Raw genomic sequence first — 26,281 nt, forward strand, 5'->3', positions numbered from 1 at the left:
AGCCGGGGTCAGACCCCGGCCGGCGCCGGCACCGGCTCGCCGGCCGCGGCCGCCAGCCGCGCCACGATGGCGTCGTCGACCTCGAACCAGCCGGCCGCCTCGATGCGGGCGCGCGCCTCGGCCGAGCGGTCGAACGGCATCCGGACCGGCTGGTCGGGCCGCTCCGGCCGCGCGGTGCGGACGGCGGCCGCATAGTCGGAGACCCGGCGGCGGAAATCCGCGGCATCGCCGAACAGACCCGGGTCGATCGCCAGGAAGAAGAAGCCGCAATCGCGATAGTCGGCCGGCAGCGCGCCGCCGCCGACCATCATGCCGAGCAGTTGCACCACCAGCGCGATGCCCGAACCCTTGTGGCCGCCCCAGACCCGCACCGCGCCGGCGAGCGCCGCGACCGGATCCTCGGTCGCCACGCCGGCCGAATCGAAGGCCATGCCGGGCGGCAGGGGTCGGCCGAGCCGCTCGGCGAGAACCAGTTCGGCGATCATCATCACCGACGTGCCGGCATCGAAGATGATCGGCTGGTCGTCGGACGGGAACGCGAAGGCGATCGGATTGGTGCCGAAGCGCCCCTCCGTCGCCCCATGGGGAGCCACGCGCGGCGCCGAACTGCCGGCGGCCATCGCGACCAGCCCGGCCTGCGTCGCCATCTCCAGATAGTGGGCATACATGCCGCTATACCAGGTATTGTTGGCCCCGACCGCCGCCAGACCGTTGGCCTGCGCCTTGGCAATGCCGGTCCGAACCGCGAAAGGCGCGACCAGATAGCCGTTCTGGTCGCCACCGTCGATCAGCGCGGAGACCGGCGTCTCGCGCACGATGCGAATGCGCTCCGGCTGCGGCGGCTCGGTGGTGCGCTCGATCAGCGACAGCGCGCGCGACAGGCCCGCGAAACCGACGCCGCGCAACTCGCAGCCGACAATCTGATCCGCGATGGTGCGCGCCGCATCCGCCGGATAGCCGGCCCGGCGGAAAGCCGCCAGCACGAGCCGGTCGGCGGCATCGATCGCAATCCGCATGGTGTGCCCCTTCTGTCGACAGATGACAGGATTCCACGATCGCGATCGGGGGTCGAGACGCGCATCGCCGGCGCCGCCGCAAAAGCCCGAACGCGGACCGCATAACAGCTTGAACATTGATGGATCGCCGGCGGAGGGCTAGCATCCGGACCCGGGCCCTTTCGAGACCCGCCGGTCAATATGTCGACACTCAAGGAACGTTTCCCGTGACCATGGTCGCCAAGTCGCGTCACATCCCGGTCCGTCCGGAATGGCTCGCCCTGACCCGCGAGGCCGCGCTCGAGCCGGACCGGCCGATCGTCGACGCCCATCATCATCTCTGGACGCGGCCCGGCAACCCTTACGGGCTGGCGGAATTCGGGGCCGACATGGCCGACGGGCACCGGATCGTCGCGTCGATCTTCGCCGAGTGCCATGCCGAATATACCGAGGATGCCGATCCGGCCCTGCGCTCGCTCGGCGAGACCGCCTATGCGACGCGCTTGGCGATCGAGAGCGAGGCAACCGGCGGCACCCGCGTGGCGGCCGGCATCATCGGCCATGTCGATCTCAGGATCGGCGCGCGGGCCGGCGACGTGCTCGACCGTCACGTCGCCCTGTCGGAGGGCCGCTTCAAGGGCATCCGCAACACCTCCGCCCATCATCCGGACCCGGAGGCGCGCGGCTCGGACATCTCGCCGCCGGAAGGCCTGATCGCCGACCCGGAGTTCCGCCGCGGCTTTGCGGCGCTCGGTCCCCGCGGCCTCGTCTTCGACGCCTGGATGTATCACCACCAGCTCGGCGAGCTCGACGACCTCGCGGCCGCCTTCCCGGACACGACAATCGTGATGAACCATGTCGGCGGCCCGAACGGCATCGGGCCCTATGCCGGACGGCGCGACGCGGTCTTCGCCGATTGGCGCGCCGGCATGGCGGCGGTTGCCCGGCGACCGAACGTGGCGGTGAAGCTCGGCGGCCTCGGCATGCGGCTCGCCGGCTTCTCCTTCCACGAGCGCGAGCGCCCGCCGGGCTCGGCTGATCTCGCGGCGGCGTGGCGGCCCTATATCGAGACGGCGATCGAGCTGTTCGGTGCCGACCGCGCCATGTTCGAGAGCAATTTCCCGGTCGACAAGGGCACCGCGTCCTACGGCCTCTTCTGGAACGCCTTCAAGCGGATCGCCGCCGACGCCGCGCCGGCAGAGAAGGCGGCGCTGTTTGCCGGCACCGCCGCGCGCATCTACCGGCTGGGGCCGATCCCCGGCCTGACCGGGGGTGCCGCGTGAGCGCGCCGGTCCTCCTGGTGACCGGTGCCGGGCGCGGCATCGGCGCCGCCGTCGCGCGGCTGGCCGGCGCCCGCGGCTACCGGGTCGCGGTCAACTATCGCCAGGACGGCGAGGCGGCGGCGGCGACCGTGGCGGCGATCCGGGAGGCCGGCGGCGAGGCCGAGGCCTTCGCGGCCGATGTCGGCGACGCGGACGCCATCCCGGCTCTGTTCGACGCCGTGACGGCACGTTTCGGCCCGATCACCGATCTCGTCAACAATGCCGGACTGATGGGCGGACCGACGCGGCTGGTCGACCTTGAGACCGAAGAACTCGAACGGCTGTTCCGCACCAATGTCTTCGGCACCATCCTGTGCTGCCGGGAGGCGGCGCGGCGGATGTCGCTGTCGCGCGGCGGCGCCGGCGGACGGATCGTCAACGTCTCGTCGATCGCCGCCGTCAACGGCAGCATCGGCGAGCGGGTCCACTATGCGGCCAGCAAGGGCGCGGTGAACAGTTTTACCATCGGCTTCTCGCGCGAGGTCGCCCGCGACGGCATCCGCGTCAACGTGTTCAGCCCCGGCCTGACCGCGACCGAGCTCAACCCGCCGGAGCGGATCGCCCGGCTGGGACCGACCGTCCCCTATGGCCGGGCCGGCGAACCGGACGAGATGGCGCGCGGCATCCTCTGGCTCCTGTCGCCGGAGGCCGAATATTGCATCGGCGCCAACCTGACCATGTCGGGCGGGCGTTGAGCGCGGAAGAAATTTGGAGTCGCGCCGGCGTCCGAGCGGTGCGTCCGGGCAGCCGCCGCCGCCGCTTCCGGCACACGCACGGCAAGTCGGGATCGGCGCGCCCGCGGCGCGGATCGTTCTGCACGACAGGAATCGGACGCCGGATTGAGATCAGACGGCGGACGGGACGCATTCTGCGGCTTCGGCCGCCACCGATCGGCCGGCAGGCGCCATGCGGGCTTGCGGCAGATCGATCCGCCGGGACGTCGCCCGGCGGTCTCTTCGAACAACAAGGACAGGAGCCGAAGGCGCCCATGCTGAACCACCGGATCGAAGGCGGATTGCGGGGGACCACGCTGGTCCTGATCCATCCGCTCGGCGGCGACCTGACCTTCTGGTCGGATCTCGGCCTCGGGGCCGTCGCCCCGGGCGGCAGCGTGGCGGTCGACCTCGCCGGCGCCGGGGCCTCCGCGCTCGGCGACCGGCCGGCGACGATCGCGCGCCATGCCGAGGACCTGTCGGATCTGATCGACGCGCTCGGCCTCGGCCGCGTGGTCGCGGTCGGCTGCGCGATCGGGTCGATGACGGCGGCCGCGCTGGCGGCCCGGCGACCGGACCGGGTCGCCGGTCTGGTGCTCGCCAATGCGGTGGCGTCGACCATCCCGTCCGCGCGGGCCATGCTGGCGGCGCGCGCCGATGCGGTCGCGCGCGACGGTATGGCGGCCGTGCTGCCCGGCGCCGTCGAGCGCGCCTTCCTGGACCAGCCGCAGGACGACCGCTACCGACGCTACTACGAGCGCTTCGCCGCCCAGGACGCGATCGGCTATGCGGCATCGATCCGCGGCATCCTGGACGCCGACATCCGCACCGAACTCGCCGCCCTCGCCTGCCCGACCTTGGTCGTGACCGGCGGCCGCGACGTGCTGCTGCCCCCCGAACGCGGCCGCGAGGTCGCCGACCTGGTTCCCGGCGCCCGCTACGAGACCTTTCCCGAAGCCGCCCATTTCCTGCCCTACCAGACCCCCAACCGCTTCCGCACGCTCCTCGCCGATTTCCTGGCGGAGATCGACCGCGCCGGACCGCAGGCAGGCGACCATAAGGGGACGGCCATAGACGGGCGACCACAGGCAGGCGACCATCGGCAGGCGATCACAGGCGGGTGACCACAGGCAGGCGACCACTGGCAGGCGACCATAGACGGGCGACCATCGGCAGGCGACAATAGACGGGCGACCGCTGGCAGGCGACCGTCCGAAGGACGCCCGCCGCCCGGGAGCGGCACGACGCCAGGACGCCCCCGGCCGGCCCCGCCCGCATTCTCGCCGCAGAGGCCCAAAGCGCCCATTCAGGAGGTTGCCTTCGCGGTCCGCCTTCGCTATGTCCATGACGGTCTGCGGGTATAGCTCAATGGTAGAGCAGCAGCCTTCCAAGCTGAATACGCGGGTTCGATTCCCGCTACCCGCTCCAACCGACCGAAACGGATCCCTGACGGCCTCTTCAGGATTTCCTCAGAGCGGGGAATCACGCGGCGTGCTGCCGGCTTTGGCAGTGCGCGCGCGCAGCTTCGCCCTTCAGTGAGCCGACAGCACCCGCCGAAGCTCCCTCTCAGAGAATACGGGTGAAGGCGTCGCGGCGATGCCGGCCGCCTCGGCCGCCCGCACGTGAAGGATGGCGTGATTGCCGTCCGCCTGGAAAAGACCGGCGAGTTGGTGACCATCCGCATGGCGCCGCCGCTGGCCGCCACGATCGCCGCCGGCCCGACGGGCGACCGCACCGACATCGCCGGCGAGCGCCGGCGGACGACGACGACGGAAGGCTTCGGCAACCGGTTCCGCGACTGGTGCCGGGCGGCGGGCATCGACAAGTCGGCCCACGGCATCCGCAAGCTCGCTGCCACCACGGCCGCCGAGAACGGCGCCACGGCCTCGGAACTGGACGCGATGTTCGGTTGGAGCGGCGGCGGCATAGCGTCGATCCAAACCCGCGCAGCCAACCGCAAGCGCCTTGGGCTGGCAGCGTCCAACAAGCTGGTCGGAACAGACCCGGAAAATCCTATTCCCTCACCCAATGGACAGGTGAGGGATTCACACTAAAAAACGTTTGTCTATCAATGCCTTAGAAAATGGATGGTGGGGGAAGTAGGACTCGAACCTACGAAGGCTTAGCCAGCGGATTTACAGTCCGCCCCCTTTGCCGCTCGGGACATTCCCCCATGTGCCAGACGATGGGGACCACCGCGGAGGACACAGGCAGCCGGCTTTCTTGCGAAGCGCCGTTTGCGGGCGGAGTTATGGCGACCCGGCATCGCCCTGTCAACAGCCGTCCGGCGCTTTCAACAGCCTGCCCGGACTGGCGATTGCCGCCGCGGACTTTTCCGGCTCCGGAGCGCCACGCCGACCCGCCGGCCACGGGCAGCGCCCGCCCTGGCACCGCCGTCTGGATGCCGGGGAGCGGTTGCCCGGCGGTCTCGGTGCCGACGGTCCCGGTGCCGGCAATCCCCGCACCGGCGGTGCCGGTCTCGGCAGGCCTCAGAAGGCGGCCTTGCTGTCGAAGGTGGTGCCGATGATGGTGCAGGCCACCTCCGGGATGGTCACGTCGCCGGTGAACTGGACCAGCGGGAAGCTGCCGCCGGGAGATCCCGGATGACCGGGGCGGACGGCCGTCAGGAGGTCCAAATCCGAAACCGGATCCGCTCGCGGCCATGCTCGTCCGTATAGGTCGTGATGCCGGCAATTTGCGTCCCGACCGGGCACTTTGAGGCCTCGGAAAAGCAGTCTCCGTTCAGGATCATGACGGTCTTGTAGGGCATCGTCATGAAAGAATTCGCATCGACTTGACGCTGGAGAATACGCGGCGGCACGGCGACGACGCCATCGGCGAGCCCGAAACTGCCATGCCGGTCGACCAGGTCCCAAGTGACGTCTTCGTAGACGAAGGCTTCCGGTCCCTGGCCGATGAGGGCAAAGAAATCCTCCAGGGATTCGGCAAAGACGCTTGGCGCCATGGTCAGCGGATCCAGGGAATAGACTGGCGACGCGGCCGTTCCGCCCCGTGACGGATTTTCGACCGCGAACTGCTCGCCCATGGCCGTGCCGGCAAAGCACCAGTACCGGTCGAGGTCGCCCGGCCAGGCGAATTTCCAGCATTCCGCTTCGTTCCACTGCTCGACGTCGATGACGGATTGGCCGGGCACGCCATAGATCTTCAGGAAGCCGCGGAAGAACGTCACGCCGTCCGGCCTGCGGCCCAGCCATCGCCGGAGGGTATCCGGGACGATTTCGGGCACCGAATTCGGCTCGATGTCCGGAGCACCGCCCGGGACGCCGGCTGCCGTCCCAGGGTCATCCGCAAAGGCCAGAATTTCGTTCAGACGATCATCGGCTTCGGTCATCACCTGAAGATCCCCGAGAGGGTCGGTCCGCAATGTCACCCGATCGCCTCACCCGACAGGAGATCGATTCCCGTCGGAATTGCAACCCCGGGCCATAGCCGCAGATGCGTCAGCGCCGGCGACCGAACGGGAGCTCGGAACGCCATCGGGCCGGCTCCGACGGGCGCTGCGCCCTTCCCCCTGGCGCGCGGGCGGCCTATGGAAGGCGATCACGCACCGAGTGGCCCGCCCCATGACCGAAGACCATCCCGACAAGCCCCGCGCCGCGCGCCCCGGCCGCCGGCCGTCCAAACCGCCGGTCGCGCAGCGTCGCCGCACCGGCGGCGGCAACCCGGCGCCGGAGGGGCGCGTCTTCCTCTACGGCCTGCATCCGGTCGAGATGGCGCTCGCCAATCCGGACCGGGTGATCCACGCCATCTACGTCACGCGCAATGCCGAAGCGCGGTTGAGGGAGCGCGGGCTGACCTTCCCGGTGGAGCCGCAACTGGTCGAGCCGCGCTGGATCGACGCGCGCGTCGGCGCCGACACCGTCCACCAGGGCGTCCTGGTCGAGACCGAGACGCTGACCACGGACCGGATGTCGGCGCTGCGCAAGGCGCGGCTGGTGCTGGCGCTCGATCAGGTGACCGACCCGCACAATGTCGGCGCGGTGATGCGCTCGGCCGTGGCGCTCGGCGCCGACGCGCTGCTGACGACCACGCGGCACAGCCCGGAGGAGACCGGCGTTCTGGCCAAGTCGGCCTCCGGCGCGGTCGATCTCCTGACCCATGTCGAGGTGGTCAACCTGGCGCGCACGCTCAACGCGCTGCGCGACGACGGCTTCACGGTGATCGGGCTCGACAGCGACGGCCCGGAGCCGATCGAGGCGGTCCGGCCGGGCGCACGCACCGTGCTGGTGCTCGGCTCGGAGGGCAAGGGGCTGCGGCCGATCACCCGCGACGCCTGCGACCAGATGGTCCGGCTCGACATGCCCGGCCCGATCAAGAGCCTCAACGTCTCCAACGCCGCCGTGCTGGCGCTCTATCTGGTCGGCCGCGCCATGCCGGCGGCGGACGGATCGGCGTAATACCGACGGCCCAGGATGCTGACGCACCGGGCCGTTGAAGGAGCGCGAATGTCTCATAGGCGTCAGTGGCATGAGAAATCCGCGTATCGAAGTCCGACGATCATTCCGTGACCGTCGGTATGACCTGCAGCGGCCCGACGCCCGTCAGGCCCGTTCGACCCGGGCGGCGAAACAGCCGCGGCGGGCGAAATGCACATGCAGATAGGCGATCGCCGGCCGCGCCAGCCAGGCCGTCGCCAGCGCCTCCAATTCGGTGCCCTCGACGACCTCGGCCTCGACGATCATGTCGGCGGCGTCATAGGCGCGCACCGACAGGAGCCGCGTGCGGATCTGGGCCGGCACATGGTCGAGCACCAAGGGCCCGGCCCGGTCGAGCCCGCGGCGGCGGACATAGATCGGCCCGCGCGACCCATAGGGGCTCGATGCCGGCTGGTGCTCGTAGTTCATCAGGATGAGGTCCTCGCCGGCCTCGGCCTCCTCGAGCGTGATGCGGCACGGATAGCCGCCGCCCGCCTCGGCGATCACCCGCACGGCACCGATCGCGGCGAGCCCGTCGTCGTCGAGCGCGAAGGCGGCCGCGACGGCGGCGGGATCGATGCCGCGGATGCGGAACGGCAGAGGACGGGTCTCGGACATCGAAGTTGCGGCGGTCATGGCGGCTCTCCCGGCAGGGCGTTGAAGGTCCGGCCACCCTGCCCGGCCGCTCCCGCTCCGACGACCCGATTTGCGACGGCCGCCGTTTCCGTCCGCGATCCCCGACCGATCCCGCGCGGACGGCGCCGTCGGCGACGATCCCGCGGCCGCCCCAAGCGCCTCGGCGGGGGCCGCCCTCCCCGGCCGATGGCCGCGCCCCGCCATCCCCAACCGGCACGCCGCGCCGCCGCGCCGGGGGGATGAAACCCGCCGCCGCCTATGCTATGGCTCCGCCGGCGCCGGCATAGCTCAGCGGTAGAGCAGCGGTTTTGTAAACCGAAGGTCGGGGGTTCAATCCCCTCTGCCGGCACCAGATGTCTTCGGTGCGCGGCCATTGTTCGAGCCGCCCCCGGCTTGCCCCTCCAGGCTCCAACGGCCAAGGCCGCGCGACACGCGGCGGGACCCTGCTCGGCCGTTCAGGGCTGCGGCGAACCATCGGTCCGGACCGGGCAAATCCCGTGAGGCCGTGCGCACAAGACCCTCGCGGGGGCCGTCAGGCTCAACCACCCCCCGCCCGCTGAGCCGATCGGCAGCAACCCGCACGCCGCGGCTGACAGCAAATCCTATGAAGCCCTTGCAATCCCAAGATGATCTGCGTAGGACTCAAGTCAAACAGCCTCAGGAAAGCCCAGGCCGTTTCAGTCGATCAGGCGCGGCGGTGTGATTATGAGCAAAATTGGAATAGGAATTATCACATTCAAGCGTCTTGAATATTTGAAGAGGGTTGTTGACGCGGTCAGAGAGTTCACGACATCTGAATATGAACTTGTTGTGGCGGAGGATGGTGGCGAGGACGGCGCGGTCGAGTGGTGCAGGCAGAACGCGATTCGTGTCGTGACCGGCCCGAACGCCGGGGCCTGCTGGAACAGGAACCGGGCTCTCTTTGCCCTGCAGGAATTGGGGTGCGACCCCGTTCTGTTTCTGGAGGACGACTGCCTCCCGGTATCCAAGAACTGGGACTGGCAATGGCGCATCGCGACGGCCTTGTTCGGACACGTCTCCTTTGCCCACCCGAAGCTCGACGCCTGGCGGATCAGCGGGACCGGCACCCCGACGGATCCGATCGCGAACCACAAGGCGACGTCCCAGTGCCTGGCCACATCCGGCCTCGCCCTCGCGGAGGTCGGTTTCCTCGACACCCGCTTCAAAGGCTATGGCGTGGGCCACGCCGAGTGGACGAACCGGATGAAGCGAGCCGGCTACGGGTTCAAGAGATGCCTGGATACCCTCGGGCGGATGGGATCGGCCAATCTCTATATCCATGGCGGACTGGTTGCGGACGATGGTCCGACCTTCAGGAACAAAGACACCGTCGAACGCAATCAAAAGCTCTATGAAGAAATCAAGCGCGAGCCGATCTATCGAAATCCATGGTCAAACGAAGACGAACGCAGCCGCTTCCTGGCCGAGCAGGCGGCTGCCGGGATCGGTTCGACCCGACACCAAGCGCTGCTCGGTCATGAGGAGGAGCGGCAGTCGCTGCTCGGAGACCACCACCTGGGCTCCTACGACCGCGCCTATCGCCGCGCCTTCGGGGAACCCAAGAGCTTCCTTCGGTCCAGCGGATGGCTTTCGTCGATCGCCCTGGCGATCCCGGCCTATGACGGCGAGATCATACCCTGGTTCAACTACACCTTCGTCGATCTGTTGCGAGAACGGGTTCGTCCGGATTGGGACGTCTTCGAGTTCGGCGCCGGATACTCCACCCTGTGGTGGAGCAAGCATGTGACGAGCGTCCATTCTGTCGAGCACGACGAGCACTGGGCGGACTTGATCCGCGCGCTCTGTCCGCCGGAGAAATCCGCCATCGAGAGCCGGCCTGCGGACAGTACCTATTCGGAAGCCATCCTGAATTCCGGAGAGAAGAGATACGATATCATTGTCGTCGATGGCTTCGATCGTCCGGCTTGCATATCCAGAAGCATGCAATATCTCAAACCGGACGGATCGATGATCGTAGACAACAGCAACAGACAAGAGTACCGAGAGGCGATCGATGCCGTCAAGGCTCAAGGGTTTCGAGAGCTTTCCCTGAAGGGGCCGGCGCCGATGACACATCAGGTCGAAACGACATCGTTGCTGTATCGCGCCGACAACTCGTTCGGCCTATAGGAATATCTTGCGGCCTGAACCGGCTGAGGACGGCGCCGGCGGCCCCTGTCAAGGCTCGGGCGGACTTGCCGAGGCTCGGGGCCCCGCGCTTCAGGTCGCCGGCAAGCCGGCATTCGAGACGATGCCGGGGCCGGCCTGGCTCGCGGTTCGCGATAGCACCAGTTCCGACGCCGCCCGCACCGGAGCTGCCGGCAAAAACATCGGCTTGATTAAAATTGTCGGGATCGGATTAACGGCGATTTCGCTTGTCGGCCGGATAGTGCGCCATGGTGCGGTCTCAAACCAGTTGCGTTGCCTCATGATCCGGTCCGTTCCCGCTTCCCTTCTCCGTCTCGCGCAGGACAGGCGCGGTTCGCTGACCAGCAGCTTTGCGCTGCTGACAGTCCCGGTGCTCGCCATGCTCGGCGGCATGCTGGATTTCGGCGTCGTCACCAATGCGCGCGGCGACATGCAGAACGTGCTCGATGCTGCAGCGCTGGCGGTCGCCAAGGACGCCGGCAACATGACCGAGGCGCAGGTGCAGACCGCGGTGCAGGCCTATTTCAACAGCACCTACACGTCGAAGGACGTGACCGGGATCACCGTCTCGGCCAAGCTCGTGACCGGCGACGCCGGCGACAAGTCGGTGACGGTGACCGGCACCGGATTGGTCAAGACGACCTTCCTCGGCCTGCTCGGCATCGAAGACCTGACCTTCTCGACCTCGGCGACGGCGACCTGGGGGTCGACCCGGCTTCGCGTCGCGCTGGTGCTCGACAATACCGGCTCGATGAGCAAGTCCGGCAAGATGACGGCGCTGAAGTCGGCGACGAAGTCCCTGCTGACCCAGTTGAAGGCCGCGGCGACCAATACCGAGGATGTCTATGTCTCGATCATCCCCTTCGCCCGCGACGTGAATGTCGGCGCCGGCAACGTCAACGCCACCTGGATCCGCTGGACCGAATGGGAATCCGAGAACGGCACCTGGAGCTGGGTCAAATCGGGCTGGAACTGGTACCAGGTCTGGACCCCGGCGAACCACAACACCTGGACCGGCTGCGTCATGGACCGGGACCAGGACTACGACACGACCGACACGGCGCCGACGACCGCCACGTCCGGGACCCTCTATCCCGCCGAACAGTATTCGGACTGCCCGGCTGCCGTGATGGCGCTCTCGAACAACTGGACCTCGCTGAACAGCAAGGTCGACGAGATGCAGCCGAACGGCAACACCAACCAGGGCATCGGCCTGCAATGGGGCTTCGCGTCGCTGACCAAGGGTCCGCTGGCCATCCCGAGCAAGGATTCCAAGTATAAATATACCGACGCGATCGTGCTCTTCACCGACGGCCTGAACACCGAAAACCGCTGGTCGAGCCGGCAGTCGAGCATCGATGCCCGCCAGAAGAAGACGTGCACCAACGTCAAGGCCGCCGGGATCGTGCTCTATACGGTTCAGGTCGACACGTCCGGCTCGGACGGCGTATCGACGCTGCTGCAGGACTGCGCCACCGACACGTCGAAATATTTCATGCTGACCTCGGCGGATCAGATCATTTCGACCTTCCAGTCGATCGGCACCTCGCTGTCGCAGCTGCGCCTGTCGAAGTGACGGACCCGCGTCCGGGCTGCCGTCACAGCGAGGCGGCGGCGCGGGCCGCCTGGTCGTAGTGGCCGCTGAGCGAGCGGATGCGGCGAGCGACCTCGCTGAGCGCGGCGCCCTCGACGCCGGTCGACAGGACGGAATCGACCAGCAGCGCCTCCCGGATCTCTGCATATTTCCGGCAGGCCGCCTCCCCGGCCGGCGTGATGGCGGCGAGCTTCTCCTTGCCGCGCCGGCCGCTCTTGACCAGCTTCAGCCGCTCCAGCTTCTTCAGCGCATAGGCGACCGTGTGGGTGTCCTCGATATTGAGGACGAGACAGATGTCGGACAGCGTCTTGGCCTTGGCCCGGTGGTTGACGTTGTGCAGCACCAGAACGTCGAGCGGCGAGAGATCCGGCACCCCGGCCGCCGCCATGCAGCGCACGATCCAGCGGTTGAAGGCATGGATATACATGACCATGCCGAATTCGATCTCCGACAGGGCCGGCATGGCCCCGGCGGCGAGATGGCCCGAGGAGACGATCGGGCCGACCGCCGTGTGCCGCGCCCGGGCCGCATCCGCCGCGCCGCGCGGAGCCTCGGCGTCGCCTCCACGCGGCTTGTCGTTCGGGTCCCGCCCGTCGTCCTCCGCGGCCATCATTTCGCTCCGAGCATCTGTTCGGGCAGCCAGGTGACCAGGCCCGGCGCGACGGTGACGAGCACGACCATCACGATCATGCCGACGAAGAAGGGCAGCGCGGCCAGCGCGACATAACCCATATTCTTGCGGGCCAGCGACTGCAGGACATAGAGATTGAAGCCGACCGGCGGCGTGATCTGCGCCATCTCGACCACCAGCACGATGAAGATGCCGAACCAGAGCAGGTCGATGCCGGCCGCCTGCACGGCCGGCAGGATGACGGATGTGGTCAGCACCACCATCGAAATGCCGTCGATGAAGCAGCCCATGACGATGAAGACGACGGTCAGCGCCGCGATCAGCGCGCCCTGGCTCAGCTGCATGTGGCTGATCCAGTCGGCGAACAGGCGCGGCAGGCCGGTCAGCCCCATCGCGGTCGACATGAAGGCGGCGCCGGTCAGGATCAGGCCGATCATGCAGGAGGTGCGCACCGCCCCGGTGACGCTTTGCCAGAAGGTCTCGGCGGTCAGCCCCCCGGTGGCCAGCGCCAGGATCAGCGACCCGACCACGCCGAGCACGGCGGATTCGGTCGGCGTGGCATAGCCGCCATAGATCGAGCCGAGCACCAGCACGATCAGCAGGACGGTCGGGATCAGGCGGCGCGACTGGTCGAGCTTCTGGACGAAGCTCATCGGCGCATCGGCCGGCGGGATGCGCGCCGGCTGCATCCAGGCATAGACCATCACGATGCCGGAGAAGATCAGCATCAGGACGATGCCGGGAACGACGCCGGCGATGAACAGGCGCGCGATCGAGACCTGTGCGGCGACGCCGTAGACGATCATGATGATCGAGGGCGGGATCAGCAGGCCGAGCGTGCCGGAGCCGGCGAGCGAGCCGACCACCATGAAGTCGTCGTAGCCGCGCCGGCGCAGTTCCGGGATGGTCATCTTGCCGATGGTCGCCGCGGTGGCGGCCGAGGATCCGGAGATCGCCGCGAAGATGCCGCAGCCATAGACGTTGGTGTGCAGCAGCCGGCCGGGCAGCCGCTGCATCCAGGGGGCGAGGCCCTTGAACATGTCCTCGGCGAGCCGCGAGCGGAACAGGACCTCACCCATCCAGATGAACATCGGCAATGCGGTCAGCGACCAGGAATTGTTCGCCCCCCAGGTCGAGGTGGCGAACATCAGCCCGGACGGCCGGGTCGTGAAGGTCTCGATGGCGACGAAGCCGACGGCGGCGAGCGCCATGCCGATCCACAGCCCGCTGCCCAGGAAGGCGAACAGGCAGACGGTGAGGAGGATCGCAAGCGTGGTGGCATCCATGGCGATCGCTCCTCAGCGTTCGAAGGTCGGCGCGTCGTCCGCCGAGGCGGCCGCATGGGCGAGATGGGACGGCGTGCCGCCCTTGAGCGCGCGCAGGAGATCCTCCGCCAGCGCGACGGCAAACACGGCAAGGCCGACGACCATGGAGAGCTGCGGGACCCAGAGCGGCACGGCGACCAGGCCCGAGGCGACATCGTGGAAGCGCCAGGAATCGAAGACCATGCGGCCGCACCAGAAGGTCGCCCAGCCGATCGCCACCAGGGCCGCCGCAAGCAGCACCGTCTCCAGCCCATGGCGGACGCGGCCGCCGATCCGGTCGATGATCAGGCCGACGCGAATGTGCTCGCCGCGCCGATAGGCCGGGGCCAGCCCGAGAAACAGGACCGCGACCAGGCCGTAGCCGGAGAAGTCGTCCGAAGCCGGAACCTGGCTGGCGACCAGACGCAGGCCGACATCGGCCAGGATGATGCACCCGATGCCGATCAGAGCGAGACCGGACAGGATTTCCATCGATCGATAGAGGGGAGCGAGGGGCGACGAGGTCACGGCGGCGGGGCTCCTGGACGGATGCGGCGGTCGGATGGACGAAGGGCCGGAGCGTCGCCGCCCCGGCCCTCGCGGATCACTTCTTGAAGGCCTCGATGATGGCCTTGCCGTCCGGTCCGGCCTTGTCGGCCCATTCGGCCGCCATGGTCTCGCCGATCTTGGTCAGTTCCGCGGCCATCGTGGCGGTCGGCGCGCCGACCTTCATGCCCTTCTCGGCCATGGTCTTCTTGAAGCCCTCGTTGAGCTTCTCGGACTCGGCCCAGCCGCGCGCCTCGGCCGCCGCCGCGGCGGCCAGCACGGCCTTGCGGTCGGCCTCGGACAGGGCGTCGAAGGCGGCCTTGTTGGCGAAGACGATGTTCTGCGGCAGGAAGGCCTGCGTGTCGTAGTAGCTGGAGAGATAGTCCCAGGCCTGGGTGTCGACGCCGGTGGCGCCCGACGAGATCATCGCTTCGGCGAGGCCGGCGCGGAAGGCCTGCGGCAGCTCGGCCTGCTGGACGGTGACCGGCGAGGCGCCGAGCAGCTGGGCGAAACGCGCGGTGGCCGGATTGTAGGAGCGGAATTTCAGGCCCTTCAGGTCGGCGAGCGCGGCCATGTCCTTCTTGGCGTAGACGCCCTGCGGCGGCCAGGCGACGGAATAGAGCAGGATCATGCCCTGCTTCTCCAGCCGGGCCGAAAGGGCCGGCTTGGCGATGGCATAGAGCTTCTTGGCCTGCGCATAGCTGGTGGCCAGACCCGGGATGGAATCGAAGGCGAAGATCGCGTCCTCGTTGCCGAGGGTGGAGACGAGCAGCTCGCCGATCTGGACCGTGCCGGTCTGCACGCCGCGCTTGATCTCGGGCAGCTTCAGCAGCGATGCGTTCGAATGGACCGTGATGGCGAGCCGGCCGCCGGTCGCCTTGCCGACCTCGTCCACGAACTGGCGATTGTTGGCGGTGTGGAAGTTGCCGTCCGGATAGGGCGTCGGCATGTCCCACTTGACGGTCTGCGCCGAGGCGGCGCCGGAGAGCGATACGGCGACGAGGCCGGCGAAAAGGCTGGCGAAGACTGATTTCACGATGTCCTCCGTCAAAGATTCCGGCCTGCCGCGTGGCGTCCGGACCGTGACCGGACTGTTCCATCGGCTTGCCGGCTTGTCAACAAAATCTCGACAAGTTATCGTCGTTTTCAAATCGAACGGCTCGAGGCTGGACATGGCGCAAGTTTGGGATTTCTGGATCGATCGCGGCGGCACCTTCACGGACGTGATCGGGCGCGATCCGGCTGGCAAGATCCATGCCCTGAAACTGCTCTCCGAAAATCCCGAAGCCTACCGGGATGCGGCGGTCGCCGGCATCCGGACCCATCTCGGGCTCGCCGCCGGGGCGCCGATCCCGGCCGGCGTGGTCGGCGAGGTGCGCATGGGCACGACGGTCGCCACCAACGCGCTCCTGGAGCGCAAGGGCGACCGTACCCTGCTGGTGACCACCCGCGGCTTCCGCGACAGCCTGGAGATCGCCTACCAGGACCGCCCGGACATCTTCGCCAAGGCGATCGTGAAGCCCGAGCAGCTCTACGAGCGCGTCGTCGAGGTCGACGAGCGCGTGCTCGCCGACGGCACGGTGGAACGGCCGCTCGATCTCGACGGCGCCCGCGCCGCGCTGGCGCAAGCCCGCGCCGACGGGTTCGATGCGGTCGCCATCTCGCTGATGCACGCCTGGCGGTACACCGCCCACGAGAAGGCGCTCGCCGCCCTCGCCCGCGAGATCGGCTTCGCGCAGGTCTCGGTCGGCCACGAGGTTTCGCCCCTGATCAAGCTGGTCGGGCGCGGCGACACGACCGTGGTCGACGCCTATCTGTCGCCGATCCTCGCCCGCTATGTCGGCCAGGTCGCCGAGGAGCTCGATGTCGAGCGCTCCGGTGCGCGGCTGATGTTCATGATGTCGTCGGGCGGGCTGACCGCCGCCACCCTGTTCCAGGGCAAGGACGCGATCCTATCCGGGCCGGCCGGCGGCGTGGTCGGGCTGGCCGAGACCGGCCGGTCGGCCGGCTTCGAGCGCGTCATCGGCTTCGACATGGGCGGCACCTCGACCGACGTGGCGCATTATGACGGCGCCTATGAGCGTGCCTTCGACACCGAGGTCGCCGGCGTGCGCATCCGCGCGCCGATGATGCTGATCCACACGGTCGCGGCCGGCGGCGGCTCGATCCTGCATTTCGACGGCGCCCGCTTCCGCGTCGGCCCGGATTCGGCCGGCGCCAATCCGGGCCCGGCCTGCTACCGGCGCGGCGGCCCGCTCGCCGTCACCGACGCCAATGTCATGGTCGGCAAGCTGATCCCGGACCATTTCCCGGCCATCTTCGGCCCCGGCCAGGACCAGCCGCTCGATGCCGAGACGGTCCGCGACCGCTTCGCCGCGCTGGCGGCCGAGGTCGGCGACGGGCGCAGTGCCGAGGAGGTCGCCGACGGCTTCATCCAGATCGCCATCGCCAACATGGCCGAGGCGATCAAGCGCATCTCGGTGCAGCGCGGCTACGACGTGACCGGCTATGTGCTGAACTGCTTCGGCGGCGCCGGCGGCCAGCATGCCTGCCTGGTCGCCGACGCGCTCGGCATGACGCGCGTGCTGATCCATCCCCTCTCCGGCCTGCTCTCCGCCTACGGCATGGGCCTCGCCGACATCCGCGCTACGCGGGTGCAGGCGCTCGGCGCGGCGCTGGAAGGCTCGGACGCGGCCATCGAGACGCTGGGCGAGGCGCTCGGCACGGTCTGCCGGCAGGAACTCGACGGCCAAGGCGTGCCGGCCGACGAGGTCGTGACCCATGTCCGTGCCCATATCCGCTACCAGGGCACCGACACGGCGCTGGAAGTCGCTGCCTATGACGTGGCCGGCGGGCGGATCGTCGCCGACCATCGCCCGGCCATGCGCGAGGCCTTCCTGACCGCCCACAAGGCCCGCTTCGGTTTCGTCGATGCCGACAAGCCGATGGTGGTCGATGCGGTCTCGGTCGAGGCGATCGGCGGGGCGGCGCGCTTCGTCGAGCCCGAGCATCCCGAGACCGCCGAGGGCGCGCCCGAGCCGGTGCGCCGGACGCGCTTCTTCAGCCGTGGCCGCTGGCGCGAGGCCGGCGTCTTCACCCGCGACCGGCTCGCCCCGGGCCATGCGGTCGCCGGGCCGGCGATCATCATCGAGCCGAACCAGACCATCGTGGTCGAGGACGGCTGGCGCGCGCGCCTGACGGGCCGCGACCATCTGGTGCTCGACCGGACCGAGGCGATGGTCCACCGCGCCGCGGTCGGCACCACGGCCGATCCGGTCATGCTGGAGATCTTCAACAATCTCTTCATGTCGATCGCCGAGCAGATGGGCGTGACGCTGCAGAACACGGCCTATTCGGTCAACATCAAGGAGCGGCTCGACTTCTCCTGCGCGGTGTTCGACCGCGACGGCGCCCTGGTCGCCAATGCGCCGCACATGCCGGTGCATCTCGGCTCGATGGACCGTTCGGTCGAGACGGTCATCCGCCAGAACCCGGTGATCCGGCCGGGCGACGTCTTCGCCCTCAACGCGCCCTATAACGGCGGCACGCATCTGCCCGACATCACCGTCTGCACGCCGGTCTTCGACGCGGCGGGCGAACGCATCCAGTTCTGGGTGGCCAGCCGCGGCCATCACGCCGATGTCGGCGGCATCGCTCCCGGCTCGATGTCGCCGCGGGCGACCCGGATCGAGGAGGAAGGCGTCTATATCGACAATTTCAAGCTGGTCGACGAGGGCCGCTTCCGCGAGGCCGACCTGATCGCCCTCCTGACCGGCGGCCCCTACCCGGTCCGCAACGTGGTGCAGAACGTCAACGACCTGAAGGCGCAGATCGCCGCCAACGCCAAGGGCGTCGCGGAACTGCGCAAGATGATCGCCCATTTCGGGCTCGACGTGGTCGAGGCCTATATGGGCCATGTCCAGGACAATGCGGCCGAAAGCGTGCGCCGGGTGCTCGACCGGCTCGCCGACGGCGCCTTCGAACTCGAAATGGACCAGGGCTGCGTCATCAAGATGCGCATTACGGTCGACCGCGCGGGGCGGCGGGCGACCGTCGACTTCACCGGCACGTCGGCGCAGCGCGACGACAATTTCAACGCCCCCGCCCCCGTCACCCGCGCGGCCGTGCTCTACGTCTTCCGCGTCATGGTCGACGACGCCATCCCGATGAATGCCGGCTGCCTGCGGCCGATCGACATCGTCGTGCCGGAGGCGACCATGCTCAGCCCGCGCTATCCGGCTGCGGTCGTGGCCGGCAATGTCGAGGTCAGCCAGGCGGTGACCAACGCGCTGTTCGGCGCGCTCGGCGCCATGTCGTGCAGCCAGGGCACCATGAACAACCTGACCTTCGGCAACGACCGCTACCAGTATTACGAGACCATCTGCTCCGGCGCGCCGGCCGGCCCGACCTGGGACGGCGCCCATGCGGTCCATGTCCACATGACCAATTCGCGCCTGACCGACCCGGAAATCCTGGAGACGCGCTTCCCCGTCGTGCTCGAGGAATTCGTCGTCCGTCGCGGCTCGGGCGGGCGCGGCGCGCATCCCGGCGGCGACGGCACGCGGCGCACGATCCGCTTCCTGGAACGGATGGACTGCGCCGTCCTGTCCGGCCACCGCCGCCTCCACCCCTTCGGCATGGCCGGCGGCGGCCCGGGCGAACTCGGCTCCAACACGGTGCGCCGCCGCGACGGCACGACCGAGGATCTCGGCGGCTGCGGCCAGACCGTGCTGGAACCCGGCGAGGCGATCACGGTGGTGACGCCGACCTCGGGCGGCTACGGGGCAGCCTGACGGGTCCCGACGATCGAGGGGCTCGGACCGCGACTTTCGGATGGGGCCGCGGCATCGCGCCCCTCGTCCAGCCTGGGGTCCGCTTCTCCCCGGAGGGGGCGAAGGGGATGGGGCCGATGGAATAGGATCGGCGCGAAATCGGACAGGCCGTCCGAAGAGTGGGATGATCGACGGCCTGAATTCAGCGGTTGAAATTTCGATCTTTCAACGCGTTTCCCTTCTCCCCCCAAGGGGCGAGAAGGGGAGCGAAGGCCGGACGAGGGGGTCGATCGACCGACCCCGAAATCCTCGCGGTCCAGCCCACACAGCCGGCCTCTTGAATTGTTCGCAACAACTGAGCCGGCGGTCGATGATCCAGGCGCCGGCTCATCCGACAGCGTCAGATCTTGGTGATCTTGACCGAGACCGGGTCGCTCGCCGGGAAGCTTTCCTCGACGCCCTCGTCGAGGCGCTTGTCCTCGCGGGCCTTGGCGTCTTCCATCTTGGGCTTCTCCTTCAGCGGCACCTGTTCGACCTCATCCTTGCGGACATGGCGGGGGTTGAGCTGCATGGGGTGTTCCTCCCGGTTCCGGCGGCCGGCAGGGGCCGGCGCCTTGTGGAAGGTCAACCCGCGAACCGGACGGAACGTTCCCGCCGCCGGATCGCCCGCGCCGCGCCTGTCAGAAGCCAGGGCGGAAACTCAGCGAGACGCGCGTGACGAGAGCGTCGAAGCGCCGCTCGTCGCGGCGCGGATAGCGCAGTTCGACGCCATGCACGCCGTCGCCGCCGCGCGCCAGACGCAGGTAGAAGACCTCGTCGCCGCGATTGCCCGAAATCACGAGATGGCCGTTGCGGGTCAGGCGCCGGTAGCCGACCGGCGGATTGCCGGCCTCGCGCAGATAGTCGGCGGCGACGGCCGCGAGCGGACGGGCGGCCGGATCCGGCAGGGCGAAGGCGGACAGCCGCAGCGTGCCGTCGGTCGAAACCAGCGTCTCGCCGACCCCGTCGGGCAGCGCCGTACGGGAAGCGAACAGGCCGGCCGGATAATCAAAGGCGAAACCGTGCCGGTCGCTGCGGTAAGGGCGCCAGTCGGGCGCCCGGAGGCCGGCCTCGGCCGTCGTGCCGGCCGGGACGCTCAAGGCCGGGGTGCCGGCTGGGGTGCCGGCCACGGGCGACGGGTCGGTTTGCGCCGGATCGCCGCCGCCACCATCGCCGAACTCGGCGCGGGCGCGGTCGCGCAGGCTCATGCCGGACGGTTCGAAGCGCTCCGCCGCCGAGAGCCCGGACGCCAATGCCGGGATCAGGCAGACGGTCAGGGCGGCACGGCGCAGGACATGGCGGACGGGCATCGGGATCCTCGGGGGCTGAGGCCGCCGCCCGACATCGAATTCAGGGGAGTCGGGGGCGGTCCGGACGATCCTCAAACGAAACGGCGCCGGCCTTGAGGCCGACGCCGTTCGATTTCATGGCGAAGATGAGCGTCAGACCTTGTCGATGGTCTTCTTCACCGCATCCTTGGCTTCGCCGACCGCCTTCTGCGCTTCGCCCTTGCGCTCCTGCACCCAGCCCTCGGCCTGCAGTTCCGTGTCGCCGGTCGCCTTGCCGATGCCCTGCTTGACATTGCCGATCGCCTCGTTGGCGACGCCCTTAACCTTGTCGGTCATGCTGCCCATCGGAATGCTCTCCGTTGTCTGTTTCTCGAATACGCACCCAGTATTGTGCGTCGCGATGTACAGACAACGTCCGCTCCGGCACCCGGTTCCATCCCGACTACCGATTTTCGACGGCGGGTCGCCGACCCCGGCGTTACCCCGGCCTCAGCACTGCGGCCTCAGCACTCCGGCACATTGACGGCGAGGCCGCCGAGGGAGGTTTCCTTGTACTTGCTGGCCATGTCCTTGCCGGTCTGGTGCATGGTCGCGATGACCTGGTCGAGGCTGACGCGGTGCGTGCCGTCGCCCTTCAGCGCCATCGAGGCGGCGTTGATCGCCTTGATGGCCCCGAAGGCGTTGCGCTCGATGCACGGGATCTGGACCAGCCCGCCGATCGGGTCGCAGGTCATGCCGAGATGATGCTCCATGCCGATCTCGGCGGCATTCTCGATCTGCTCGTTGGTGCCGCCGAGCGCCGCGGCCAGCCCGGCCGCCGCCATCGAACAGGCGACGCCGACCTCGCCCTGGCAGCCGACCTCGGCGCCCGAGATCGAGGCATTGAGCTTGAAGAGGCCGCCGATCGCGGTCGCGGTCAGCAGGAAGGCGTGGATGCCCTCTTCGTTCGCGCCCTCGCAGAAGTCGCGATAATAGCGCAGCACCGCCGGCACGACCCCGGCCGCACCGTTGGTCGGTGCGGTGACGACGCGGCCGCCGGCGGCATTCTCCTCGTTCACCGCCATGGCGAACAGGCTGACCCAGTCCATCACCTCATGCGGCATGCGATGATTGGAACGGCGATCCTGCTCCAAGCGCTCGGCAAAGGGGCGCGCGCGGCGCTTGACCTTCAGCCCGCCGGGCAGTTCGCCGTCATGGCGCATGCCGCGCTCGATGCACTGAAACATGGTCTCGGCGATCCGGTCGAGATGCGCCGTCACCGCCTCGGCGCGGCGCTGGGCGCGCTCGTTCGCCCAGACCATGGCGGCGATCGTCTGACCCGACCTCTGGCCCATGGCGAGCAGCTGGTCGCCGGAGCGATAGGGAAAGGGCAGCGGCGCCTCGTCGGCGGCCCCGACCAGATCCTCGCCGGCCCGGACCACGAAGCCGCCGCCGATCGAATACCAGGTCTCCTCGGCGAGCGTCCGGCCGTCGGCCGCGAAGGCGGCGAAGCGCATCGTGTTCGGATGGCCTTCCGTCGGCGTGTCGAAGTCGAAGACGAGGTCCCGCGCCGGGTCGAATTCGATGATCCGGTCGGCGACCGCGAGGAGCTGGTCGGCCTCGACCGCCTCCGCGAGCATGCGCGCCTCGTCGGGATCGACCAGGTCGGGAACCAGGCCGGCAAGCCCGAGAATCACGGCCCTGTCGGTGCCGTGGCCCTTGCCGGTCCAGGCGAGCGAGCCGTAGAGCCGCACCTCGACGCGCTTGAAGCGCTCGCCGACGAGCCCGTCCGCGAAGGCCTTGGCAGCCCGCATCGGCCCGACCGTATGCGAGGAGGACGGCCCGATGCCGATCTTGAAGAGGTCGAAGACGCTGATCATCGATGGCCCGCCCTGCCTGTCGCCGTTCCTGCCCGCCCTGAGGCTAGCCGGACGCGGGCGGCCCCACCCGCCGCTCCGGCCCGCCACCCGGGCTTCAGGCGTATTCCCGCGCCGCCTCGGCGAGGAAGCCGAGCAGATAGGGCGCGAAGGAGCGCCAGCCCTCAATATGGAACCGGTCGGCGGCCTGGCGCCAGAGCACGATCTCGGCCTTGCCGAGCAGGGTGCGGGTGCACATGCCGATCGGGAACGCGGAGGGATGCAGGTCGAGCGGGCAGCCGGCATTGAGCACGTCGACGGCGCGCGCGCCCGACAGCACCAGTCCGGTGTTGCGATGGCCGACATCGACCGCGCTGTGCGGCTCGGCGACCGCGCCGGCGATGGCGGCGAGGATCGCCTCGCCCTCCCCGTCGCGGCCGATCAGCAGCCATTCGTCCGGGCCGAGCCAGAGCGCGGCGCGCCCGCCCGCCTCGCCGGCGCGCATCGGCACGGTCGACAGGGGCGCGCCGAAGACGGCCGAGACGGACGCGGCCGCCGCCGGGCTGCCGCGGAACAGGATGCGGGCAAGCGGGCCGGTCGGCACCGCCTTGACGCGCGAGGTGGCCGGAAAGGCCGGCAGGCCCTCGAAGGCGCCGACGCGCTTGATCTCAGGGGTCAAGGCGACCTCCCTCCTTGTCGTAGAAGACCGGGTCGACCACCGTCACGGCAATGGCGCCGCCCGGCATCGGCACATGCAGCGTCTCGCCGAGCCGCGACCGGCCGCGCTCGACCATGGCGAGCGCGATCGAGCGGCCGAGCACGGCGGAATGATAGGCCGAGGTGACGTGGCCGATCGCATGGGTGCGCGGCGCCGGATCGGCGTCCGGCGTGATCTGCGCGCCCTCTTCCAGCACGACCTTCGGATCGACCGTGGCGAGACCGACCAGCTGGGTGCGGCCGGGCTTCAGGAGGTCGGCGCGGGCAAGGCCGCGCTTGCCGACGAAATCCGGCTTCGACTTGCCGACCGCCCAGCCGACCCCGGCCTCGTCGGGCGTCACCGTGCCGTCGGTATCCTGGCCGACGATGATGTAGCCCTTCTCGGCGCGCAGCACATGCATGGCCTCGGTGCCGTAGGGACAGCCGCCGAGCGCCACGACCCGGGCGTGGACGGCCTCCCAGATCGCCTTGCCGTAGGCCGCCGGCACGTTGATCTCGAAGCCGAGTTCGCCGGTGAAGCTCATGCGGAACAGGCGGCAGGGCACGCCCAGGATGGTGCCCATACGCACGCTCATATGCGGCATGGCGGCCTTGGACAGGTCGATGCCCTCGATCAGCGGCGCGATCGCCTCGCGCGCCTTCGGGCCCTGCACGGCGATCACCGCCCATTGCTCGGTGGTCGAGGTCAGCCAGACCTTGAGGTCGGTCCACTCGGTCTGGAGATAGTCCTCCATGTGCGAGAGGACGCGCGGGGCGCCGCCGGTCGTGGTGGTGACGTGGAAGCGATCGGCGGCGATGCGGCCGACGACACCGTCGTCATAGACGAAGCCGTCGTCGCGGCACATGATGCCGTAGCGGCAGCGGCCGACTTCCAGCTTCAGGAACGGATTGACGTAGATCCGGTGCATGAACTCGGCCGCATCCGGACCGACCACCTCGATCTTGCCGAGCGTGGAGGCATCGAAGATGCCGACCGCCGCGCGCACCGTGCGGCATTCGCGGTCGACCGCGGCATGCATGCTCTCGCCCTGGCGGGGGAAGTACCAGGCCCGCTTCCACATGCCGACATTCTCGAATTCGGCGCCGGCCGCCGCGGCCCAGTCATGGGTCGAGGTCCGGCGCACCGGATCGAACAGGTCGCCGCGCGAGGTGTTGGCGAAGATGCCGAAGGTGGTCGGCGTATAGGGCATGCGGAAGGTGGTCAGGCCGACCGCCGGGATCGGCTTGTCGAGCGCGCCGGCCGCGATGGCGAGCGCGTTCATGTTGGACGTCTTGCCCTGGTCGGTCGCCATGCCGGTGGTGGTGTAGCGCTTGACATGCTCGATCGAGCGGAAGCCCTCGCGCACGGCGAGCTTGATGTCCTTGGCGGTCACGTCGTGCTGGAAGTCGACGAAGGCCTTGACCCGGCCGGGATTGCGATCGTGCGGCAGGGCGCCGAGCACCTGGCCGTCCGGCGTGGTGGCGCCGGCGACCGCGAAGGTCTTGGTGCCGCGGGTGGCAAGGCCCGCCGCACGCGCGGCATTCTCGCCGGCCGCATAGCCCTCGTCGAGCACGGCGCCGAGCGCCATGGTGCCGTTGCAGGCGCCGGCCGAGCGCTCGTGCTCGGCGGAGCGCCCCGGCAGGTAGCGGCCGGTCACCTCCTCGTAGCGCAGCTTGCCGCGCGACTGGGAGAACATGTGCAAGGTCGGCGTCCAGCCGCCCGACATCAGCAGGCTGTCGCAGGGCAGCACCGCATCGTGGCGGACCGAGCCGTCGGCCTGGACATGGCCGAACTCGACCGAGGCGACGCGCAGGCGGCCGCGCGTGCCGGTCACGGTCGCGCCGGTCTCGACCCGGATGCCGGCCGCCCTTGCGGCCGCCGTCAGCGCGCCGCCCTCGCGGCGGATGTCGAGGATCGCCGGCACTTCGACGCCGGCGCGGTGCAGGTCGAGCGCGGCCAGATAGGCGCTGTCGCAGGCGGTGGCGACGACCGTCTTGCGGCCGGCCATGACGCCGTAGCGGTTCAGGTAGGTGCGGGCGGCATCGGCGAACAGGATGCCGGGCCGGTCGTTCTCGGGGAAGACCAGCGGGCGTTCGAGGGCGCCGGTGGCGATCACGACCTGCTTGGCGCGCACCTGCCACAGCCGCTCGCGCGGGCTGGAAGCCGGCGGGGTCGCCATGTGGTCGGTGATGCGCTCGGCCAGCGCGACGAAATTGTCGGCGAAATAGCCGAAGGCCGTGGTGCGGGTCAGGCAGGTGACCCGGTCGGACAGGGCCAGCGCCATGATCACGTCGGTCGACCACTGCCGGCCGCTCTGGCCCTCGATGGTCACGTCCGGATCGGACAGGAGCGAGCCGCCCATTTCGGCCTGCTCGTCGCACAGGATGACCCGGGCGCCGGACTCCATGGCGGCGAGCGCGGCGGCGAGGCCGGCCGGGCCGGCGCCGATGACCAGCACGTCGCAATGGGCGAAGCGCGACTGGTAGCGGTCGGGATCGGGCAGCTCCGGCGCCTTGCCGAGGCCGGCGGCGGCGCGGATGCGCGGCTCGTAGACCGACGTCCAGAACTTCGCCGGCCACATGAAGGTCTTGTAGTAGAAGCCGGACACGAAGATCGGCGAGAGCAGGTCGTTGACCGCGCTGGCGTCGAAGGCGAGGCTCGGCCAGCGGTTCTGGCTCTCCGCCGTCATGCCTTCGTAGATCTCGACCTGGGTCGCGCGCAGGTTCGGCGTCGAGCGGGCGGCATCGCGCGAGACGGTGACGAGCGCGTTCGGCTCCTCGGCGCCGGCGGTCAGGATGCCGCGCGGGCGGTGATACTTGAACGAGCGGCCGACCAGGTGGACGCCGTTGGCCAGCAGCGCGGAGGCGAGCGTGTCGCCCTCGTAGCCGGTCAGCGCGCGGCCGTCGAAGCGGAAGGCGACCGGCTTGTTGCGCTTGATGCGCCCGCCCTCGGGGCGGCGGAAGGTCTGGCTCATCGTCCCGCCTCCCTGGCGGCCAGATCGGCGGCGAGATCGGCGGCGAGCGCCGCCAGATCGGGCTTCGGCGCGCCGACCTCGTAGACGGTCACGAACTTGTCGGTGACCGTGTGGCGGACCGCATTGAAGAAGCGCGCGCAGCCGTGGACATGGCGCCAGCGCTCCGCGATCAGCCCCTTCGGATTGGAGCGCAGATACAGGAAGGCCGCCATGTCGTCGTCGGACGTGCCCTCGGGCGTCGGCCGCGCGATATGGGCCTCGCCCATGTTGCGGAACTCGATCTCGGGCCGCGGCCCGCAGATGGGACAGGTGATGAGCAGCATGGTTTC

General features: G+C 69.2%; 24 protein-coding genes and 3 tRNA genes. 10 read left to right on the forward strand and 17 right to left on the reverse strand.

Translation table 11 applies throughout. The annotated features are described in order from the left end of the window. Positions 1 to 8: 8 nt before the first annotated feature. Positions 9 to 1,016, reverse strand: coding sequence for an Ldh family oxidoreductase (locus tag ABB55_RS04320; RefSeq protein ID WP_054357715.1), 1,008 nt, complete (start codon positions 1,014 to 1,016; stop codon positions 9 to 11). 212 nt (positions 1,017 to 1,228) lie between these two features. Here ABB55_RS04320 and ABB55_RS04325 point away from each other — a divergent pair, with 212 nt between their 5' ends. The 5 genes from ABB55_RS04325 (at position 1,229) to ABB55_RS04345 (ending at position 5,084) form a co-directional block, all read left to right on the forward strand. Then, positions 1,229 to 2,278 (forward strand): amidohydrolase family protein, encoded by a 1,050-nt coding sequence (locus ABB55_RS04325; RefSeq protein WP_054361831.1) that lies wholly within the window; start codon positions 1,229 to 1,231, stop codon positions 2,276 to 2,278. After that, a complete protein-coding gene (locus ABB55_RS04330) occupies positions 2,275 to 3,012 on the forward strand; it encodes an SDR family NAD(P)-dependent oxidoreductase (protein WP_054357716.1) in 738 nt (245 codons plus the stop codon). Before ABB55_RS04325 ends, ABB55_RS04330 begins: the two co-directional genes overlap by 4 nt. Before the next feature lie 293 nt (positions 3,013 to 3,305). Then, positions 3,306 to 4,154 carry an alpha/beta fold hydrolase gene (locus ABB55_RS04335; protein WP_054357717.1) on the forward strand — a complete coding sequence of 283 codons (849 nt, stop codon included), beginning with the start codon at positions 3,306 to 3,308 and terminating at the stop codon, positions 4,152 to 4,154. A 230-nt stretch (positions 4,155 to 4,384) separates the two neighbouring features. Beyond that, positions 4,385 to 4,458: transfer RNA gene (locus ABB55_RS04340), tRNA-Gly, on the forward strand. A gap of 194 nt (positions 4,459 to 4,652) precedes the next feature. Further along, positions 4,653 to 5,084, forward strand: coding sequence for a site-specific integrase (locus tag ABB55_RS04345; protein ID WP_054357718.1), 432 nt, complete (start codon positions 4,653 to 4,655; stop codon positions 5,082 to 5,084). Between the two features lie 34 nt (positions 5,085 to 5,118). On the opposite strand, the gene ABB55_RS04350 is transcribed toward ABB55_RS04345, so the two are convergent. From ABB55_RS04350 to ABB55_RS04355, 3 genes are all read right to left on the reverse strand, one after another. Next, positions 5,119 to 5,203: transfer RNA gene (locus tag ABB55_RS04350), tRNA-Tyr, on the reverse strand. 316 nt (positions 5,204 to 5,519) lie between these two features. Further along, a complete protein-coding gene (locus ABB55_RS30190) occupies positions 5,520 to 5,666 on the reverse strand; it encodes a hypothetical protein (RefSeq protein WP_160321154.1) in 147 nt (48 codons plus the stop codon). Further along, positions 5,654 to 6,382, reverse strand: coding sequence for a hypothetical protein (locus tag ABB55_RS04355; protein WP_054357719.1), 729 nt, complete (start codon positions 6,380 to 6,382; stop codon positions 5,654 to 5,656). Before ABB55_RS04355 ends, ABB55_RS30190 begins: the two co-directional genes overlap by 13 nt. 232 nt (positions 6,383 to 6,614) lie before the next feature. Between ABB55_RS04355 and ABB55_RS04360 the strand changes: the two genes are divergently transcribed. Next, entirely contained in the window at positions 6,615 to 7,448 is an 834-nt protein-coding gene (locus ABB55_RS04360) for a TrmH family RNA methyltransferase (protein WP_054357720.1), read from the forward strand. Positions 7,449 to 7,592: 144 nt separating this feature from the next. Here ABB55_RS04360 and ABB55_RS04365 read toward each other — a convergent pair whose 3' ends face one another. Next, positions 7,593 to 8,102, reverse strand: coding sequence for a DUF1203 domain-containing protein (locus ABB55_RS04365; protein ID WP_200912000.1), 510 nt, complete (start codon positions 8,100 to 8,102; stop codon positions 7,593 to 7,595). A gap of 277 nt (positions 8,103 to 8,379) precedes the next feature. Here ABB55_RS04365 and ABB55_RS04370 point away from each other — a divergent pair. Next, positions 8,380 to 8,454, forward strand: a tRNA-Thr gene (locus tag ABB55_RS04370). A gap of 353 nt (positions 8,455 to 8,807) precedes the next feature. After that, positions 8,808 to 10,253: a glycosyltransferase gene (locus ABB55_RS04375; RefSeq protein ID WP_152981915.1), complete on the forward strand. Its 1,446-nt coding sequence runs from the start codon at positions 8,808 to 8,810 to the stop codon at positions 10,251 to 10,253. A 90-nt stretch (positions 10,254 to 10,343) separates the two neighbouring features. On the opposite strand, the gene ABB55_RS30195 is transcribed toward ABB55_RS04375, so the two are convergent. Beyond that, entirely contained in the window at positions 10,344 to 10,553 is a 210-nt protein-coding gene (locus tag ABB55_RS30195; RefSeq protein ID WP_160321155.1) for a hypothetical protein, read from the reverse strand. Here ABB55_RS30195 and ABB55_RS04380 point away from each other — a divergent pair. Further along, the gene (locus ABB55_RS04380) at positions 10,552 to 11,847 is read left to right on the forward strand and encodes a TadE/TadG family type IV pilus assembly protein (protein WP_160321156.1); all 1,296 of its coding nucleotides are present in this window, start codon (positions 10,552 to 10,554) and stop codon (positions 11,845 to 11,847) included. The genes ABB55_RS30195 and ABB55_RS04380 overlap by 2 nt on opposite strands. A gap of 22 nt (positions 11,848 to 11,869) precedes the next feature. On the opposite strand, the gene ABB55_RS04385 is transcribed toward ABB55_RS04380, so the two are convergent. The 4 genes from ABB55_RS04385 to ABB55_RS04400 all read right to left on the reverse strand — a co-directional run bounded on the left by ABB55_RS04385 (position 11,870) and on the right by ABB55_RS04400 (position 15,382). Then, on the reverse strand, positions 11,870 to 12,475 hold the full coding sequence (locus ABB55_RS04385; RefSeq protein WP_083463344.1) for a winged helix DNA-binding protein: 606 nt from the start codon (positions 12,473 to 12,475) through the stop codon (positions 11,870 to 11,872). Beyond that, a complete protein-coding gene (locus ABB55_RS04390; protein ID WP_054357723.1) occupies positions 12,475 to 13,782 on the reverse strand; it encodes a TRAP transporter large permease in 1,308 nt (435 codons plus the stop codon). The genes ABB55_RS04385 and ABB55_RS04390 overlap by 1 nt, the downstream gene beginning before the upstream one ends. A gap of 12 nt (positions 13,783 to 13,794) precedes the next feature. Further along, complete coding sequence (locus tag ABB55_RS04395; RefSeq protein WP_140941161.1) at positions 13,795 to 14,328, reverse strand: TRAP transporter small permease; 534 nt, start codon at positions 14,326 to 14,328, stop codon at positions 13,795 to 13,797. A 76-nt stretch (positions 14,329 to 14,404) separates the two neighbouring features. After that, positions 14,405 to 15,382: a TRAP transporter substrate-binding protein gene (locus tag ABB55_RS04400; protein WP_054361834.1), complete on the reverse strand. Its 978-nt coding sequence runs from the start codon at positions 15,380 to 15,382 to the stop codon at positions 14,405 to 14,407. 136 nt (positions 15,383 to 15,518) lie between these two features. On the opposite strand from ABB55_RS04400, the gene ABB55_RS04405 reads away from it, so the two are divergent. Further along, the gene (locus ABB55_RS04405; RefSeq protein ID WP_054357725.1) at positions 15,519 to 19,139 is read left to right on the forward strand and encodes a hydantoinase B/oxoprolinase family protein; all 3,621 of its coding nucleotides are present in this window, start codon (positions 15,519 to 15,521) and stop codon (positions 19,137 to 19,139) included. 379 nt (positions 19,140 to 19,518) lie between these two features. Here ABB55_RS04405 and ABB55_RS30200 read toward each other — a convergent pair whose 3' ends face one another. The 7 genes from ABB55_RS30200 to ABB55_RS04435 form a co-directional block, all read right to left on the reverse strand. Continuing rightward, entirely contained in the window at positions 19,519 to 19,689 is a 171-nt protein-coding gene (locus tag ABB55_RS30200; protein ID WP_160321157.1) for a hypothetical protein, read from the reverse strand. Positions 19,690 to 19,798: 109 nt separating this feature from the next. Next, the gene (locus tag ABB55_RS04410) at positions 19,799 to 20,467 is read right to left on the reverse strand and encodes a hypothetical protein (protein ID WP_054357726.1); all 669 of its coding nucleotides are present in this window, start codon (positions 20,465 to 20,467) and stop codon (positions 19,799 to 19,801) included. Between the two features lie 132 nt (positions 20,468 to 20,599). Continuing rightward, the gene (locus ABB55_RS04415) at positions 20,600 to 20,791 is read right to left on the reverse strand and encodes a CsbD family protein (protein ID WP_054357727.1); all 192 of its coding nucleotides are present in this window, start codon (positions 20,789 to 20,791) and stop codon (positions 20,600 to 20,602) included. Between the two features lie 158 nt (positions 20,792 to 20,949). Further along, on the reverse strand, positions 20,950 to 22,305 hold the full coding sequence (locus ABB55_RS04420) for an L-serine ammonia-lyase (RefSeq protein WP_054357728.1): 1,356 nt from the start codon (positions 22,303 to 22,305) through the stop codon (positions 20,950 to 20,952). Positions 22,306 to 22,399: 94 nt separating this feature from the next. Next, positions 22,400 to 22,960, reverse strand: a complete 561-nt coding sequence (locus ABB55_RS04425) for a sarcosine oxidase subunit gamma (protein ID WP_244471966.1) — start codon at positions 22,958 to 22,960, stop codon at positions 22,400 to 22,402. Beyond that, positions 22,950 to 25,952: a sarcosine oxidase subunit alpha family protein gene (locus ABB55_RS04430; RefSeq protein ID WP_054357729.1), complete on the reverse strand. Its 3,003-nt coding sequence runs from the start codon at positions 25,950 to 25,952 to the stop codon at positions 22,950 to 22,952. The genes ABB55_RS04425 and ABB55_RS04430 overlap by 11 nt, the downstream gene beginning before the upstream one ends. Beyond that, a complete protein-coding gene (locus tag ABB55_RS04435) occupies positions 25,949 to 26,275 on the reverse strand; it encodes a sarcosine oxidase subunit delta (protein ID WP_054357730.1) in 327 nt (108 codons plus the stop codon). The genes ABB55_RS04430 and ABB55_RS04435 overlap by 4 nt, the downstream gene beginning before the upstream one ends. Positions 26,276 to 26,281 lie beyond the last annotated feature (6 nt).

It is taken from the genome of Prosthecodimorpha hirschii, from assembly GCF_001305515.1.
GTDB classification, from domain to species: Bacteria; Pseudomonadota; Alphaproteobacteria; order Rhizobiales; family Ancalomicrobiaceae; genus Prosthecodimorpha; species Prosthecodimorpha hirschii.